Origin of the sequence: Streptomyces sp. NPDC058637 (assembly GCF_042717325.1) — a bacterium.
Taxonomy (GTDB): domain Bacteria; phylum Actinomycetota; class Actinomycetes; order Streptomycetales; family Streptomycetaceae; genus Streptomyces.
Map to the genome: position 1 here is coordinate 378,886 of NZ_JBHXRD010000001.1, position 15,659 is coordinate 394,544.

Below are 15,659 nucleotides of genomic sequence, written 5' to 3' on the forward strand. Positions count from 1 at the left end.
GCGGGTCTCAGACCTTGTGCGCCCTGCGTGGCACGTGCAGGGTGGCCCGGGCCGTCCTGCGCGCCTTGCGCGCCAGGCGCCGCAGGAACACGGCAGTGGACTGGCGTCCCGGCACGTCGATCCTCCGGCCGCCGATCCGCTCGGTCACGGTCACCTCGTACACGGCGTCGGGCAGCACCGCCTCCTCGCCGAAGTGCGGGTAGGCCAGGTGGAGCCGGCCCCGGACGCCCTTGCGCACGGCCTTGGGCTCGCGCTTGTCCCGCATGAACTGCAGGACGTCCAGCAGCAGGTCGAGCCGGCCCGCCGACACACAGGCCAGCCGCAGGCGTTCGTGGACCTTGAGCCGACGGCCCAGGCCCGCCGACCAGTAGGCGTCCAGCAGCGGGGCCGCCAGCCGCATCTTCTTCTCCCGTACGGCCTCGGACTGCCTCAGCAGAGCGGGCCCGAACTGCGGGAGCAGTGTGATGACGAACGGCCGGACCATCAGCGCGTCCCGCTCGGGCCCCGGCGGGACGTGAGTTGCGATGAGCTCCATGAGCGCCCGGGCGGAGTCGAAGCGCAGCAGGTAGCTGCCGCTCTTCGTCACGTGTTTGCCGTCGTCCCGGCCCACCAGGTAGTAGCAGGTGTAGTCGGCGACGACGGAGACCCCGTCGCCCCGCAGATACGCCTCCATGGTGAAGAGGGCGTCCTCGCCCGTCTTCAGGCCCTCGTCGAAGGTCATTCCGAGCCGTACGAGGAGTTCCCGCCGGAAGAGCTTCTGGGCGCTCAGCGTGAATTTGATGTTGGAGGAATACAGGTCGGCCCGCTCGACGGTTTCCTTCCACATCGACTTGGCCGCACCGCGGTTGACCCCGACGACCTTTCCGAGCACCACGTCCGTGCCGGCCCGGTCGCCCATGGAGACCATTCGCTCCAGGGCCTCCTCGCCGAAGTAGTCGTCCGCGTCGAGGAAGAAGACGTAACGGCCGCGGGCGAGGCCGAGGCCGACATTGCGCGGGCCGCTGGGCCCGCCGGAATTCTCCTGGCGGATGACACGCATCGGTATCGCGGTCCGGGCGGCGAATTCCTCGAGGTACCCCCCCGTGCCGTCCGTCGAACCGTCATCGACGGCGATGATCTCCATCCGTCCGGCCGGAAGCGTCTGTGCCTCGACCGATTCCAGGCATCGGATCAGATAGGGCATCGCCTCGTAGGCCCCTATGACGACGCTGACATCTGGCTCGCTGGTGGTCATCGCTCCCCGGTTCACCCATATCCGTACCAATCAGAAGAAACGATAGTTCGACGCCTCTTCGTGCACTCCGGTCACGGATACGCCGAACGGCCCGTTCGTTCTCCTCAAGAGGAGACGAACGGGCCGTCGGCCAGGTTGCGTCGCAATCCGGACGCCTTTCGAACATCTGGATGACGTCTGGATTACACCAGCCGGTCAGCGAGCCACGGCAGGCCCTGTGCCGACTCCCGCGTCGGCATCCGGATCGGCCGCGGCCTCGGCCCGCGCGACCGCCTCCGCCATCCCGTCCCCGGCCCCGCTCGACTCGGCCTCGGGGTCCGGCATGGGCGCGGCCTGCGCCCCGATCCGCTGGGCGACGCCCGCGTTGCGGGCCTCGGCCTTGGCCGCGAGCGCCCGCACCGCGGCGTTGAACTGTTCCATCGAGGTCGGCTCGTCCGGTCCCAGCAGGTAGCTCTTCAGCTCGTGGCGGGCATCCGCCAGCGGGTCCGCCGACGCGTCGGCGACGGCGTCCAGCAGCCCGCCGATCTCCTCGGCGCCGTTGGAGAGGATGACGGCGGCTCGTACGGCGGTGTTCTGGCGCTTGAACTCCTCCACGCCGAGCCCGCCCGAGTCCGTGACCGCGTACGGCTTGCCGCTCGCGATGAAGTCGGAGACCACGCTGGAGATGTCCGAGACCATGGCGTCGGACTGGTTGAAGCAGTCGTACAGCTTCGGCTGCGCTCCGGACACCGTCCGGTGCTCCCACCAGCCGAAGGAGCGCCAGTAGGCGTCGTTCCACTCGGCCCGCAGCGTGGCGATCTCGGCCTGGCGGGCGGGGTCGGCGAGCGAGACGCGCGACTCCTCCGACTCGTCGCCGCCGGACCGGCCGGGCTGTGCCAGCTCGGCCAGCCTCGACTCGATCCTGGCCAGCTCGGTCCTGGCCGCGCCCTGACCGGCCGCCGCCGAGGCGGCCTCCGTCGCCCAGCGCGGGTCGGCGGCGCGCTCCTGCGCGGCCTTGGCGATCCGGGCCTTGATCCGGCCGTGGACGGCCTTGGCCTTGGCGCTGCGGATCCCGGTGAAGGGGTGCGGCTTGTAGATGACGCGGACGGGCCTGTCCGCCTCCAGCAGCCGGCGGACGATGTTCTCACCGGCGAGCAGCAGCGAGGTGTTGCCGGGGTTGTCGTCCCAGCCCTCCCAGGTGGGGGCGTAGAGCACCGTCGGGATGGGGTTCCTGGTCGTGCCGGTCCAGCTCTCGATGGGCGCCAGCTGCGGGCGTCCGACCTCGACGATGTCCTCGTCCCGGATGCCGACGTCGGCCAGCGCGTACCGGTCGCGGCCCGCACGGCCGGCCGTCCACACCTCGTCGTACACCTTGGAGTACGGGTTGACGCTGGCCAGCTTGTCGCTGTCGCCGTGCCCGATGAAGACGTGCTTCATCGTCGGGACGCGCAGCATGTGGATGTTCTTGCCGACGTTGGCGGGATACAGGCAGACCCGGACGCTGGACAGGTCCAGGTTCATCAGGTGCGTCCCGGCCGGGATGCAGAGCACGGGTACGGCGGTGTCGGCGAGCTGCGCGACCAGGTTGCGCTCGCGCATGACGATCAGCGGGCGTCCTTCGACGGCCGCCATGGTGTCGAGCCACATGTTGCCCTGGTAGGCGGACTCGTTCGAGCCGGAGAAGTAGAGCACGACGGTCGGCTGGTACTCGCGCAGCCAGGTGTCCAGGGCCTTGAGTACGGCGGGGGCCGACGGTACCTGGCGGACCTTGCGCAGGTACGGGACGAGCAGGGCGTTGTAGACGACGGCCAGGAGCACGGTGACCCCGGCGCCGATGTACCCGAGGAGGTCCTCGCCCGTGCCCGCGGCGATCAGGATGCCGGCCACCGCGGGGATGTCGAGGTGGAGCATCTTCTCGGCGGAGCGGTGCAGCAGCGAGCGCGGCGGCGCGTCGGGGATGCGGACGGCGTGCAGGTCCACGTTGCGGGTGACGATCGGCATGGTGCGGCGCAGCCGGATCAGGGTCGACAGCGCGCCGTGCGGGGCCTGCAGGCCGTAGAAGACGAGGAAGCAGGCGACCGCCGCGTAGAACAGCGGTTCCTCGGCGAGGTCCAGCCGGGCCAGCAGCAGGATGATCATCAGCTGGCGGAGCAGGAAGCGGATGGAGAGCCCCGCCCGCACCTTGCCGAGCCTGTTGACCAGATAGCTGCCGCGCTGGTGCAGATACCAGTCCGCGACGTACGTGACAGCCGTGGCCGCCGCGAAGAACCAGATATCGGGGAGAAGCGCGGCAATCATGACGCAGGGGTAACCCAGCGTCATCAGTATCGCTGCCGCCAGTTCTGACCGACTGCCCACACGGGCCAGGCGAATGGCTGTCGAAATCACGAAGAACCTGCTCCAGGGGGTGCCGGTTGTTTCACGTATGGAGGGAAATGTGAAGATGCGGCTTCACGCATTCGGGCCTCCGCGGTCGCATTTCTGCGATCACAGAGGCCCGAAAAAGTGCATTTGTCAAGAATTATTACACATCTTCCTGACGGTCCAACACCGAGGCCAATGCCTGCTCGAATCCGGAGGATCCGGTGGCGTTACGGGTCGGGTCCTGCTGGCGTACGTCGATGACATGTCCGGTCATCGCGGAGAGGAGCACGTCGAGCGAGGTGCGCGCCACGGCCTCGGAGGAGAGCAGGGAGCCGTCGGGCTCCTTGCCGAACGCCTTGGTGCGCATGGGGGTGGCGGTGCGCTCCGGGTTCACACAGTTGACCCGGATGCCCTCACCGGCCCACTCGTCCGCGAGCGCCTGCGTGAGGTTCACCATGGCGGCCTTGGTGGAGGAGTAGAGGCTGTATTCGGCCCGCCCCCGGGTGTAGCTGCTGGAGGTGTAGAGCAGCAACTGGCCCTGCGTCTCAGCCAGGTACTTGTAGGAGGCACGGGCGATCTGGACGGGCGCCAGGTAGTTGACGTTCAGCGCTTCCTGGATCGTCGTGTTGTCGGTCTCGGCCAGCTTGCCGATGCGCAGCACGCCCGCGGTGTTGATGACGTAGTCGATGCGGCCGGTGTCCGCGTACGCCTTGGACAGCGCGTCGTCGACGTGCTCCGGGTTCTCGACGTGCGTACCGGTCGTGGAACGGCCCAGCGCGTACACGCTGGCGCCGTACTGCTCGGCGAGCGTGGCGATGTCCGCGCCGATGCCGTACGAACCGCCGAAGACGACCAGGGTCTTGCCCGAGAGCAGCTCGCGGTAGGCGGCCTCGTCGGCCTGGCGCGGGGCCGCGGTGGAGGCCAGCTGGAAGAGCTTGTCGGTGATGAAGACGTCTACCGGCTGGGTCACCTTCATGTTGTACTCGTCGCCCGCGACCACGTAGATCGGTACGTCGGGGAGGTAGCGCAGCACGACCGAACAGTCGTCGGTGGCCTGGAAGTTGGGGTCGCCGCCCGCGATCGCGTACGCCTTGCGGATCGTGGAGAGCTTGAACGCCTGCGGGGTCTGGCCGCGGCGCAGCCGGGACCGGTCCGGGACGTCCGTGATGAATTCGCCGTCCTCGCCGTGGGTGCGGGTCACGATGATCGTGTCCGCGGACGGGATGGCGACGTCCACCGCCTGGTAGCGGTCGAGGGCGTCTACGCAGTCCTTGATGACGCGCTGTGACAGGAGCGGTCGGACCGCGTCGTGGAAGAGGACGTTGCGGTCCTCGCCCTCCGCGAGACCTTCGCCGAGGGCCTCGATGGCGCGCTCGGTGGTCTCGTTGCGGGTGTTGCCGCCTTCGATGACCTTGGTGACCTTGGTCAGGCCGGCCTTGGCGACGATCTTCTCGACGTCGGGTACGAAGCCGGGTGCCATCAGCACGATGACGTCGTCGATGTCCTCGGCGTTCTCGAAGATGGTCAGCGTGTGTTCGATGACTGCCTTACCGGCGATCTTCAGCAGCTGCTTGGGGATCGACAGTCCCACTCGCTGACCGGTACCACCGGCGAGCACGACCGCTGTGGTCCGGGGCTTGGCTTCATGCGGCACAGACACAGACGACCTACCTTGCGACGACAGGGGGAGACAGTGTGATGGTCGCACTCTCCGTGACCGTCTCGCAAGGCGGACGTTTACCGCTGCTCGCCTCTGGGAAACCTGCAGTTCACTGCCTGGCCAGGCAGGTTGGCCCCACGGGGCCCACAACTGGAGTGACGGACTCCACAGACGTGTTACCCAATCCGCACATCGTCGGCCCCTCAACCGCCCCCTACCTGGCAGTTCTCTGTGAATCCGGGCGCCCCCCGGCGAGGAGGGGCGCCCGGCACCGCGCCTAGAAGGGGTCGAACTCGTCGTACTCGCGCTGCGCGTCGTCGCGCTCGGATTCCCGCTCCCGGCGACGCTGCGCGGCGGGGCGGGGAGCCTCCAGGCGGTGGTCCTCGCCGCGACGGCCGAGCATCTCCGCACCGGCGGCCATGCTCGGCTCCCAGTCGAAGACGACCGCGTTCTCCTCGGGCCCGATGGCCACGCCGTCGCCGGCCTGCGCACCGGCCTTGCGGAGCGCGTCCTCGACGCCGAGGCGGTTGAGCCGGTCCGCGAGGTAGCCGACGGCCTCGTCGTTGTTGAAGTCGGTCTGGCGGATCCAGCGCTCGGGCTTCTCGCCACGCACGCGGTAGATGCCCTCGTCGTCCCGCTGCACCGTGAAGCCCGCGTCGTCGACGGCCTTGGGACGGATGACGACCCGGGTCGACTCCTCCTTCGGCTTGGTGGCGCGCGCCTCGGCGATGATCCCTCCGAGGGCGTACGAGAGCTCGTTGAGGCCCTTGTGCGCGATGGCGGAGACCTCGAAGACGCGGTAGCCGCGTGCCTCCAGGTCCGGGCGGATCATGTCGGCGAGGTCCTGGCCGTCCGGGATGTCGACCTTGTTGAGCGCGACGATGCGCGGCCGGTTCTCCAGGCCGCCGTACAGCCGCAGCTCCTCCTCGATCATGTCGAGGTCGGAGACCGGGTCGCGGTCCGACTCCAGCGTCGCGGTGTCCAGGACGTGCACGAGGACGGAGCAGCGCTCGACGTGCCGCAGGAACTCCAGGCCGAGGCCCTTGCCCTGGCTGGCGCCCGGGATGAGCCCGGGGACGTCCGCGATGGTGTAGACGGTCGAGCCCGCGGTGACGACGCCCAGGTTGGGCACGAGGGTCGTGAAGGGGTAGTCCGCGATCTTCGGCTTGGCCGCGGAGAGCACCGAGATCAGCGAGGACTTGCCGGCGCTCGGGTAGCCGACGAGCGCGACGTCGGCGACGGTCTTGAGCTCCAGGACGATGTCCCGGCTCTCCCCCGGCTCGCCCAGCAGCGCGAACCCGGGGGCCTTGCGGCGGGCCGAGGCCAGCGCGGCGTTGCCGAGGCCGCCGCGGCCGCCCTGGCCGGCGATGAAGGTGGTCCCCTGGCCGACCAGGTCGGCGAGGACGTTGCCGTCCTTGTCGAGGACGACGGTGCCGTCCGGGACGGGGAGCACGAGGTCCTGGCCGTCCTTGCCGGAGCGGTTGTCACCGGCGCCGGGCTGGCCGTTCGTGGCCTTGCGGTGGGGGTGGTGGTGGTAGTCCAGCAGTGTGGTCACGGCCTGCTCGACGACGAGGATCACATCGCCGCCGCGCCCGCCGTTGCCCCCGTCGGGACCGCCCAGCGGCTTGAACTTCTCACGGTGTACGGAGGCCACGCCGTGGCCTCCGTTACCCGCGGCGGCATGCAGCTCGACGCGGTCCACGAAGGTGGTCATGGTTGGTGCCTCCAGGTACTGCCGATAAATACGGGATTGTCTCTTGACGTAACACGCCGAGGGCGGACCCGCTTCCCCGATTACCGGGAAAGCTGAGATCCGCCCTCGGGAGGTACTGTGTCGCCTCGCCGTTGCCTGACTCAGGCAGCGACGGGAACGATGTTCACGACCTTGCGGCCACGGTGGGTACCGAACTCCACCGCGCCGGCGGTCAGCGCGAACAGCGTGTCGTCGCCGCCACGGCCGACGCCCGTGCCCGGGTGGAAGTGGGTGCCGCGCTGGCGGACCAGGATCTCACCGGCGTTCACGGCCTGACCGCCGAAGCGCTTCACGCCGAGCCGCTGGGAATTGGAATCGCGCCCGTTCCGAGTGGACGATGCGCCCTTCTTATGTGCCATGTCTCCTCAGTCCCTTACTTCGCAGCCGCGGGGATACCGGTGACCTTGATCGCCGTGTACTGCTGACGGTGGCCCTGGCGACGGCGGTAGCCCGTCTTGTTCTTGTAGCGAAGGATGTCGATCTTCGCGCCCTTGTGGTGGTCCACGATCTCGGCCTGGACCTTGATGCCGTCCAGGACCCAGGGGTCGCTGGTCACGGCGTCGCCGTCGACAACGAGCAGGGTCGAGAGCTCGACCGTGTCGCCAACCTTGGCGGTGGGAATCTTGTCAACCTCAACGATGTCGCCGACAGCAACCTTGTGCTGGCGACCACCGCTGCGCACGATGGCGTACACGCGGATCTCTCTCTCACTCGGAACGGATCCCCTGAAGCCAGCCGTTCGCGCAGGCCGAGGCCCGCGACGGTCCGGAAGGATGAGCGGCCTCCCCCGGGGACGGATCCACCGGGAGGGATGTGCTCAGGGGTAGACGCATGGAAACACGCCGAGGGGCAAGGCTACGGGGCCGTGTCCGGGGGGTCAAACCGGCCCCGTCTCCCCTGTCGTGACCGGTGTCCGGTCGGCACCCCGGGAGCGGGCTCCCGCTCCCTCGCGGTACACCGCGGGGGAGGGACGCGGCGCGGAGATCGTATGCTCTGCGGGCAAATCAGCTCTCCGGAAGGCGCCGCACATGAACTACAGGGTCCAGCCCACCGCCCAGGTCGACGAGTCGGCCGAGATCGGTGACGGCAGCAGCGTCTGGGAGCTCGCTCAGATCCGCGAGGGGGCACGGCTCGGCGTGGGCTGCGTGGTGGGCCGCGGCGCCTACGTCGGAACGGGCGTGCGGATCGGCGACAACGTCAAGCTGCAGAACTACGCCCTGGTGTACGAGCCGGCCGAGCTCGGCGACGGCGTCTTCGTCGGCCCCGCGGTGGTCCTCACCAACGACCACAACCCTCGCTCCGTGGACCCCGACGGCAAGCAGAAGCGCGGCGGCGACTGGGAGGCCGTGGGTGTGAAGGTCGCCGAGGGTGCCTCTCTCGGGGCACGGTCCGTCTGCGTCGCGCCGGTACGGATCGGGCGCTGGGCCATGGTCGCGGCAGGTGCCGTCGTGACGAAGGACGTGCCGGACTTCGGGCTGGTCGTAGGCGTGCCAGCCCGCCGGATCGGCTGGGTGGGCCGGTCCGGGGTGAAGCTCGTCGAGCGTGCGGACGAGCCGGGGGTCTGGGAATGTCCGCAGACGGGCACGCTGCACGACGAGACCGACGGCATCCTCACAGAACGCGCCGCCGGGACACTCTGAACCGCGGACGCCCGGGAGGCCCCGGGAAAGCCTGCCCCGGGCCCCCGCGGCCGGGAGCAGCCCGTCGGGACGGCTTCCGGACCACAGCACGCAGGAAGGCCCCACCTTCGACGCGGGCGGGGCCTTCCTGCTGCACCGCGAAAGGGGTCAGCCGCCGATGACGACGCGGCGGACGCCCGCCCAGTTGGCCGGGTCCGTCGTACGACGGCCGTCGACCAGGACGCGGACGTCCGGCAGGTCGGCGGCGGCCAGCTCGCGGTACTCGGCGTGGTCGGCCTGCAGGATCGCGGCGGTGACGGTCTGGCCCTCGTGCGGCACGAGGCCGTGTGCGGTCAGCTCGTCGGCCGTGTACATCGGGTCGGAGACGAACGGCACCGCGCCGCGCGCCTTCAACGCCTCGACCACACCGAACACCCCGGAGAAGGCGGTCTCCTTGACGCCACCGCGGTAGGCGGCGCCCAGCACCAGCACTCCGACACCGTCCAGGTCGCCGTAGGCGGCGGCCAACAGGTCGACGGCGTACTCGGGCATCGCGGCGTTCGCCTCACGGGCCGAGCGCACGACGGTGGCCTCCGGGTCGTTCCACAGGTACATCCGCGGGTAGATCGGGATGCAGTGGCCGCCGACGGCGATACCGGGCTGGTGGATGTGGCTGTACGGCTGGCTGTTGCAGGCCTCGATGACCTTCTTGACGTCGATGTCGTTCTTGTCGGCGAACCGGGCGAACTGGTTGGCCAGACCGATGTTGACGTCGCGGTAGGTGGTCTCGGCGAGCTTGGCGAGCTCGGAGGCCTCCGCCGTGCCGAGGTCCCAGACGCCGTTCGGACGCGGCAGGTCCTCGCGGTCGTCGAAGTCGAGCACGGACTCGTAGAACTCCACACCGCGCTGCGCGGACGCCTCGTCGATGCCGCCCACGAGCTTGGGGTAGCGGCGCAGGTCCGCGAAGACACGGCCGGTCAGTACCCGCTCCGGGGAGAAGACGAGGTGGAAGTCCACGCCCGGGGTGAGGCCGGAGCCCTCGGCGAGCATCGGCGCCCAGCGCGTACGGGTGGTGCCGACGGGCAGCGTGGTCTCGTAGCTGACGAGGGTGCCCGGCTTGAGGCCCGCGGCGATCGCCCTCGTCGCGGAGTCCATCCAGCCGAAGTCCGGCGTGCCCTCGGCGTCCACGAACAGCGGGACGACGACCACGACGGCGTCGGACGCGGCGACGGCGGCCGTCGTGTCGGTCGTCGCGGAGAGGAGGCCCGCGCCCACGGTCTCCTTGAGCTTGACGTCCAGGTCGTGCTCGCCGGGGAACGGCTCGGTGGCCGCGTTGACCAGCTCGACGACCTTGTCGTTGACGTCCGCGCCGATGACCTTGTGGCCCTTGGCTGCGAACTGCACGGCGAGCGGAAGGCCGATCTTGCCGAGCGCGACTACACAGATGTTCATCGGGTTACTTTCCTCTTCAGCCTGGACAGCATGTGGCGCAGCCGCTTGCCCGCACCGGGTTTGATCTCCCACAGAGGGGCCGTCGTGATCACGAGCCGGCCCTTGGGGTTCTGGTTCGCCGACACCCTGTACGGGACGGCCTGCCGCCAGCGGCGGGCCAGGGGCAGTGGTCTGCCGCCGGTCTTCACCGGGATCTCGTACGTCGAGCCCGCCACGTCCACATACACGCGGACGCCGAGCTTCGACTTCGTGGCCTGGACCGGGATCCGGCTACGCACTACCGTCGCCCGGCCGTCCTCGGACACGGCACGGGTGAGCTCTCCCTCGAGGAGGGGGGGCTCCTGCTCCGCCGGCAGCCGGCGTGCGCCGGCCTTGTCCGCGCTCTTCGGCATGGCGCCCTTGGCCAGGCGCACGGTCAGCGATCCGGTGTCGCCGAGGACGCCGATCCGTGCCATGAGAACCAGGTGCAGGTCGTCGCCGGTCTGGTCCCACTCCGCGGCGACCAGTGACGTCCCTTGGGCCAGGCGTCCGGGCACGGCCTCGCCGACCAGCTCGTAGCATCGGTCGGGAAGGCCGAGGGCCTCGTCACGGAAGCCGGGGTACAGCGCGAAGGCCCGGCCGTTCTCGAGGTGGAAGGGTGGGGCGCCCTGCTCGGCCTCCTCGGTGACAGCCCGGATCAGCTCGTCCACGGCACCCGCCCGTGCGAGACAGATCCGCACCCGGCGCTTGACGTCCAGAGAGTCCTTGAGCTCGTCGGTGAGGTACTCGTCGGCGAGCGCGGCGATTCCTTCGCAGACCTCGCGCCGGGTGTCGGCGTCCAAGGCGGGGAAGTCGTCCTGGACGAGCTTCGCCAGCTCCCAGGTGAAGTGCCGCTTGAACAGCGCGTCCCGGTCGGGGCCCGCCTCCACGAGGGAGGCGGCGTGCTTCATGATCGCGGCGGTGCAGCGCAGCCGGGACAGATGGTTGGCCCGGTAGGTGATGTTGCTCGCGTCGCCGCGCTTCACCGCGTAGTAGAAGGTGTAGTCCGAAAGCACCGAGATCTTCCGGGCCCTCACGCACGCCTCGATGGTGAAGGGCTGGTCGCTTCCGACCGGCAGGTCCTCGGGGAACCGCAGCCGGTGCTCCTCGACCAGCGAGCGGCGGAAGAGCTTGGTGTTCGCCAGGGTGAACGGCAGGCTCGAACGGAAGAGGCTGACGTCCGGGTCGTTCTTCTTGTACAGCTTCTGGTGCACGTAACGGCCGTTGGTGCCGACCATCTTGCCGACGACCACGTCGGACTCGTGCTCGTCCGCGTAGGCCACCATCCGCTCCAGGGCTTCCTCACCCAGGTAGTCGTCGGAACCGATGAAGTACACGAACCGGCCGGTGGCCACGTCCAAGGCCCTGTTGCTGGGCGCTGCGGGACCGCCCGAGTTGGCCTGGTGGATGACCTTGACCGTGCCGGGGTAACGCTCGGCGAACCGGTCGAGCTCGGCGCTGCTCCCGTCCGTCGATCCGTCGTCGACCGCCACGATCTCCAGGCGGTCGAGGCCGATGCTCTGGCGCACGAGGGAGTTCAGGCACTCCGTCAGATACGGCATCGTGTTGTAGACGGCCACGACGACTGTGGCATCGGGTCCTCCGGTCATGCCACCACCTGAGCAACTGGCACGGCGGCCTTGCTGCGGGTACCGCCGCCGAGTACGCGGGTGTAGACGCCGTCGAGCACCTCCGCCTGCGCCTCCCAGGTCCACTCGTCGAGCAGTCCGTCGGAGTCGTAGACGTCGCGGTACTTCTTCGGGTCGGCGAGCACGGCCGCGACCGCGCGGACGTAGTCCGCGACGTCCTCCGCCGTGAACACCTCGCCCTGGCCGGTCTGCGCGACCATGTCGCCCATCGTCTTGACGTCGCTGACGACGAACGGGAGACGGGCGTGCGAGTACTCGAAGAACTTCGTGATCAGGGCGATCTCGTGGTTCGGCCAGTGGTGGATCGGGATGACACCCGCGTCCGCCGTGGCCAGGAACGGGACGACCTGGTAGTGCGGCACGTACGGGAGGATGTGCAGCCGGTCCGAGACACCGAGCTCCACGGCCCGCGCGGTCAGCTGGCTCATGTAGTCCGACGTAGGCCGCAGAACGACGAACGCGACGTGCGTCCCGGGCAGCTGCGGCAGCGACTCGACCATGATGTCGAGCCCGCGCTGCGGGGCGGCGGCACCGCTGTAGACGGTGAGCGGTACGTCCGGCCCGATCCCGCACAGTTCACGCAGGTCCGGCACGGGTTCGGCGGCCTGCTCGGGCGAGATCTCCGCGTCGGGCGCGTTCAGCACGACCTCCGGCTTGGCCTTCAGGCCGTGCCGTTCCGCGAGCATCTCGGCGAGGGTCTCGGAGACCGTCGTCACGGCGTCGGCGTACTGCGAGAACTCACGCTCGTAGGCGCACTGCGCGACATGCCACCGCGGGTGCGAGTTCCACGGCTTGATGCCTGGCAGGAACTCATGGGCGTCCCAGACGAGCTTGACGGAGCGGCCCCTGGCCTCCGCCCGCAGCTTCGCCCGCGCGCCCACACCGAGCATGCGGAAGTCGTTGGCGTGGATCAGATCGGGCTGCAGGGAGTCGATGACCTTCCCGTACGCGAGCTCCATGTCCCAGAGTGCCGGGTCGAGCCGGCGCCAGGCCCGGTCGCCCATGGTGCGCAGCCAGAAGGCGGTGGTGAAGCGGTCGAGCGGGGACTGCATGTCCTTGCGACGCTGCTCCAGGGAGTTCGTCTGCTTGACCCGCAGGCCGACCCACTTGCTCATGACGCGCGACACGAGCCGCGAGGGCATCAGCTTGAGCCTGCCGACGGCGGAGCCCTGCCGTCCCGCCTGGATGAGCTGGATGTTCAGCTCGCTCCGCCAGGCCTTCATCCGCTGCTTGCGGTACGCGGCCAGCGGACCCGGCTTGTAGGCGAGCGGCGACCTCAGCACAGCGCGACGGTACTCGTGCCGCCTGCGGTGCATGGGGGTCGGGACGTGGAGCAGCCGCACCTCGGCGTCACCGAGCTGCCAGGACTGTTCCTTCTTCGTCGGGGACTTGCCCAGCAGGACGACGTCCCAGCCGGCCGCGGCCGCGGAACGTGCCTCCTTCTGGACGCGCGAGTCCCCGTTCACGCCGTTGTCGACCAGCATGACGATCTTGCCACGGGAGCCGCGCTGCGCCCCCGCCACCGAACTCTCAACCGCCATGATGAGCGGGCTCTCCTGTCTCAAGAACAATCGTTCGGCCACTCCGGGCCGATTCCAGAACCGAAGCCGCCACCTCAACGGTACGCAGCCCCTGGCGCAGTGTGCAGATGTCCGCCGACTCGCCCCGCACGGCGTCCCGGAAGAGCTCGTGCTCGACGAGCAACGGCTCGCGCTTCGGGATCGCGTAGCGGACCATGTCGCCCTCGGAGACACCGCGGAACGCGCGCAGCGCCTCCCACTCGGTGGTCACCGCCGCGTTCGAGTGGAACGTGAGGTCGGCGGTGAGCGTGTCTGCGATGAAGCAGCCGCGCTCGCCGGTGACCGAGGTGAAGCGCTCCTTGAGCGGGCTCAGCCAGTTGACCAGGTGGTTGACCATGGTGCCGTCGGAGAGCTGGCCCACCGCGGAGACCATGTCCTCGTGCGGGCGGCCGGACTTCGACACGGTGTGGGCCGCGATCGAGGTGTACGTCTGGCCGGTCACCCAGCCCGTCAGGTCGATGTCGTGCGTGGCGAGGTCCTTGACCACGCCGACGTCCGCGATCCGGTGCGGGAACGGGCCCTGCCGGCGGGTGACGACCTGGAAGACGTCACCGAGCTCGCCGGCCTCCAGGCGGCTGCGCAGCGAGAGCAGGGCCGGGTTGCAGCGCTCGATGTGGCCGACGCCGGCCACCAGGCCGCGCGACTCGAAGGCCTCCACGAGGCGGCGGGCGCCCTCGACGGTGTCGGCCAGCGGCTTCTCGATCAGGGCGCAGACACCGGCGTCGGCCAGCTGCAGGCCGACCGTCTCGTGCAGCGCGGTCGGGCAGGCCACGACCGCGTAGTCGACGCCGAGGGCGATGAGCTCCTCGACGGTCGACAGGACGGGGGCGCCCTGCGCCCAGCCGTTCTTGTCGCCCATCGGGTCGACGACGCCGACCAGGGTCACACCTTCGAGTCCGGCGAGCACACGGGCGTGGTGGCGCCCCATGGAACCGAGGCCGACGAGTCCGGCCCGCAGTACGGCGGCGGTCACAGGTTCTCCCCCAGTGCGTTCACGGCGTCGGCGATACGTGCCAACTCACCCTCGCTGAGCGACGGGTGGACGGGCAGCGAGACGACCTCGGCGGCGGCGCTCTCGGTCTCGGGCAGGTCCCAGGTGCGGCCGGCCTTCTGGTCCGGCCCCCAGTAGGGCTTGAGCCGGTGGATCGGGGTCGGGTAGTAGACGGCGTTGCCGACGCCCGCCTCGGTGAGCTTCGCCATCGCGGCGTCGCGGTCGCCCCGCACCCGGATCGTGTACTGGTGGTAGACGTGGTGGGCACCCTCGGCGACCGGCGGCGTCGTCACGCTCGGCGCGATGATGTGCGCGTCGAGGAACGCGGCGTTGGCGCGGCGCTGCTCGGTCCAGCCGCCGAGCTTGGCCAGCTGTACGCGGCCGACGGCTGCGGACACGTCCGTCATGCGCATGTTGGCGCCGACGATCTCGTTGGCGTACCGCTGCTCCATGCCCTGGTTGCGCAGGAGCCGCAGGGTGCGGGCGAGCTCGGCGTCGGCCGTGGTGACCATGCCGCCCTCGAGGGAGTGCATGTTCTTGGTGGGGTAGAAGCTGAACGTTCCGCCTGCGCCGAACGCGCCGACCGGGGTGCCGTTCAGGGCCGCGGCGTGCGCCTGGCAGGCGTCCTCGACGACCGCGAGTCCGTGCTTCTCGGCGATGGGCATGAGCTTGTCCATGGCCGCCGGGTGACCGTAGAGGTGCACCGGCATGATCGCGGCGGTGCGCGGCGTGACGGCGGCCTCGACGGCGGCCGGGTCCAGGCCGTAGCTGCCGGGCTCGATGTCGGCGAACACCACGTCGGCACCGACGAGGCGGACCGCGTTGGCGGAGGCCGCGAAGGAGAAGGACGGGACGATCACCTCGTCGCCCGGGCCGATACCGAGGGCGAGAAGCAGCAGGTGCAGCGCGGAGGTACCGGAGTTGACGGCGACGCAGTGGCGGCCGTCGACCAGCTCGGAGAAGCCCTCCTCGAAGGCCGCGACCTCAGGGCCCTGCACCACACGACCGCTGCGCAGCACGCGTACCGCGGCCTCGATCTCTTCTTCACCGATGACCGGGCGGGCAGCAGGAATCGGCTGCTCGTTGATGCTCGTCATGGACGTCCTCCTTGAACACCGCAAGAGCTCTTAACAGGCAGAGGTCCGGGGCGCGGGACGTCTCACGAGGCCGCGCATAACCCCACCGGCGGAATGCCGACGCCCTACCGAGGAATCTGGGCCCGGTCTGTCCTGAACCGGGTCGGTCACCGACCGTAGTTTCCATCCAGGAACCTCACAGTCAGCGACCGCCGTCACATTATCAGGGATTTCTCAGGTGATTTCGGGGCCGTTAACCCGCTAGTGCATCAGTTCTGAAACAA

Annotated in this window: 12 protein-coding genes; 1 reads left to right on the top strand and 11 read right to left on the bottom strand. The window is 69.4% G+C overall.

The genetic code is table 11. The annotated features are described in order from the left end of the window. Positions 1 to 7: 7 nt before the first annotated feature. From ACFWVP_RS01795 to rplU, 6 genes are all read right to left on the bottom strand, one after another. Complete coding sequence (locus tag ACFWVP_RS01795; RefSeq protein ID WP_384492949.1) at positions 8 to 1,234, bottom strand: glycosyltransferase family 2 protein; 1,227 nt, start codon at positions 1,232 to 1,234, stop codon at positions 8 to 10. 195 nt (positions 1,235 to 1,429) lie between these two features. Beyond that, positions 1,430 to 3,511, bottom strand: a complete 2,082-nt coding sequence (locus tag ACFWVP_RS01800; protein ID WP_384492950.1) for a hypothetical protein — start codon at positions 3,509 to 3,511, stop codon at positions 1,430 to 1,432. A 226-nt stretch (positions 3,512 to 3,737) separates the two neighbouring features. After that, positions 3,738 to 5,237: an SDR family NAD(P)-dependent oxidoreductase gene (locus ACFWVP_RS01805; RefSeq protein ID WP_384492951.1), complete on the bottom strand. Its 1,500-nt coding sequence runs from the start codon at positions 5,235 to 5,237 to the stop codon at positions 3,738 to 3,740. Between the two features lie 277 nt (positions 5,238 to 5,514). Further along, positions 5,515 to 6,951, bottom strand: a complete 1,437-nt coding sequence (gene obgE / locus ACFWVP_RS01810; protein ID WP_384492952.1) for a GTPase ObgE — start codon at positions 6,949 to 6,951, stop codon at positions 5,515 to 5,517. A 140-nt stretch (positions 6,952 to 7,091) separates the two neighbouring features. Next, complete coding sequence (rpmA, locus tag ACFWVP_RS01815) at positions 7,092 to 7,349, bottom strand: 50S ribosomal protein L27 (protein WP_056785490.1); 258 nt, start codon at positions 7,347 to 7,349, stop codon at positions 7,092 to 7,094. 14 nt (positions 7,350 to 7,363) lie between these two features. Beyond that, positions 7,364 to 7,684, bottom strand: coding sequence for a 50S ribosomal protein L21 (gene rplU / locus ACFWVP_RS01820; RefSeq protein ID WP_018551604.1), 321 nt, complete (start codon positions 7,682 to 7,684; stop codon positions 7,364 to 7,366). A gap of 334 nt (positions 7,685 to 8,018) precedes the next feature. Between rplU and ACFWVP_RS01825 the strand changes: the two genes are divergently transcribed. Continuing rightward, positions 8,019 to 8,630, top strand: a complete 612-nt coding sequence (locus ACFWVP_RS01825) for an acyltransferase (RefSeq protein WP_384492953.1) — start codon at positions 8,019 to 8,021, stop codon at positions 8,628 to 8,630. 147 nt (positions 8,631 to 8,777) lie between these two features. Here ACFWVP_RS01825 and ACFWVP_RS01830 read toward each other — a convergent pair whose 3' ends face one another. From ACFWVP_RS01830 to ACFWVP_RS01850, 5 genes are read right to left on the bottom strand one after another with little or no spacing between them, the layout of a single operon-like run. Further along, complete coding sequence (locus ACFWVP_RS01830) at positions 8,778 to 10,061, bottom strand: nucleotide sugar dehydrogenase (RefSeq protein WP_384492954.1); 1,284 nt, start codon at positions 10,059 to 10,061, stop codon at positions 8,778 to 8,780. Continuing rightward, complete coding sequence (locus ACFWVP_RS01835; RefSeq protein ID WP_384492955.1) at positions 10,058 to 11,689, bottom strand: glycosyltransferase family 2 protein; 1,632 nt, start codon at positions 11,687 to 11,689, stop codon at positions 10,058 to 10,060. Before ACFWVP_RS01835 ends, ACFWVP_RS01830 begins: the two co-directional genes overlap by 4 nt. Beyond that, complete coding sequence (locus tag ACFWVP_RS01840) at positions 11,686 to 13,269, bottom strand: glycosyltransferase family 4 protein (RefSeq protein WP_384492956.1); 1,584 nt, start codon at positions 13,267 to 13,269, stop codon at positions 11,686 to 11,688. The genes ACFWVP_RS01835 and ACFWVP_RS01840 overlap by 4 nt, the downstream gene beginning before the upstream one ends. Further along, a complete protein-coding gene (locus ACFWVP_RS01845) occupies positions 13,259 to 14,281 on the bottom strand; it encodes a Gfo/Idh/MocA family protein (protein ID WP_384492957.1) in 1,023 nt (340 codons plus the stop codon). The genes ACFWVP_RS01840 and ACFWVP_RS01845 overlap by 11 nt, the downstream gene beginning before the upstream one ends. Continuing rightward, positions 14,278 to 15,396: a DegT/DnrJ/EryC1/StrS family aminotransferase gene (locus ACFWVP_RS01850; protein ID WP_384492958.1), complete on the bottom strand. Its 1,119-nt coding sequence runs from the start codon at positions 15,394 to 15,396 to the stop codon at positions 14,278 to 14,280. Before ACFWVP_RS01850 ends, ACFWVP_RS01845 begins: the two co-directional genes overlap by 4 nt. Between the last annotated feature and the right edge of the window lie 263 nt (positions 15,397 to 15,659).

What these genes read in the sequence shown, in the direction of transcription:
- ACFWVP_RS01795 (WP_384492949.1), bottom strand. Translation starts at nt 1,234, where the DNA reads ATGACCACCAGCGAGCCAGATGTCAGCGTCGTCATAGGGGCCTACGAG.
- ACFWVP_RS01800 (WP_384492950.1), bottom strand. Translation starts at nt 3,511, where the DNA reads ATGATTGCCGCGCTTCTCCCCGATATCTGGTTCTTCGCGGCGGCCACG.
- obgE (WP_384492952.1), bottom strand. Translation starts at nt 6,951, where the DNA reads ATGACCACCTTCGTGGACCGCGTCGAGCTGCATGCCGCCGCGGGTAAC.
- rpmA (WP_056785490.1), bottom strand. Translation starts at nt 7,349, where the DNA reads ATGGCACATAAGAAGGGCGCATCGTCCACTCGGAACGGGCGCGATTCC.
- ACFWVP_RS01825 (WP_384492953.1), top strand. Translation starts at nt 8,019, where the DNA reads ATGAACTACAGGGTCCAGCCCACCGCCCAGGTCGACGAGTCGGCCGAG.
- ACFWVP_RS01830 (WP_384492954.1), bottom strand. Translation starts at nt 10,061, where the DNA reads ATGAACATCTGTGTAGTCGCGCTCGGCAAGATCGGCCTTCCGCTCGCC.
- ACFWVP_RS01835 (WP_384492955.1), bottom strand. Translation starts at nt 11,689, where the DNA reads ATGACCGGAGGACCCGATGCCACAGTCGTCGTGGCCGTCTACAACACG.
- ACFWVP_RS01840 (WP_384492956.1), bottom strand. Translation starts at nt 13,269, where the DNA reads ATGGCGGTTGAGAGTTCGGTGGCGGGGGCGCAGCGCGGCTCCCGTGGC.
- ACFWVP_RS01850 (WP_384492958.1), bottom strand. Translation starts at nt 15,396, where the DNA reads ATGACGAGCATCAACGAGCAGCCGATTCCTGCTGCCCGCCCGGTCATC.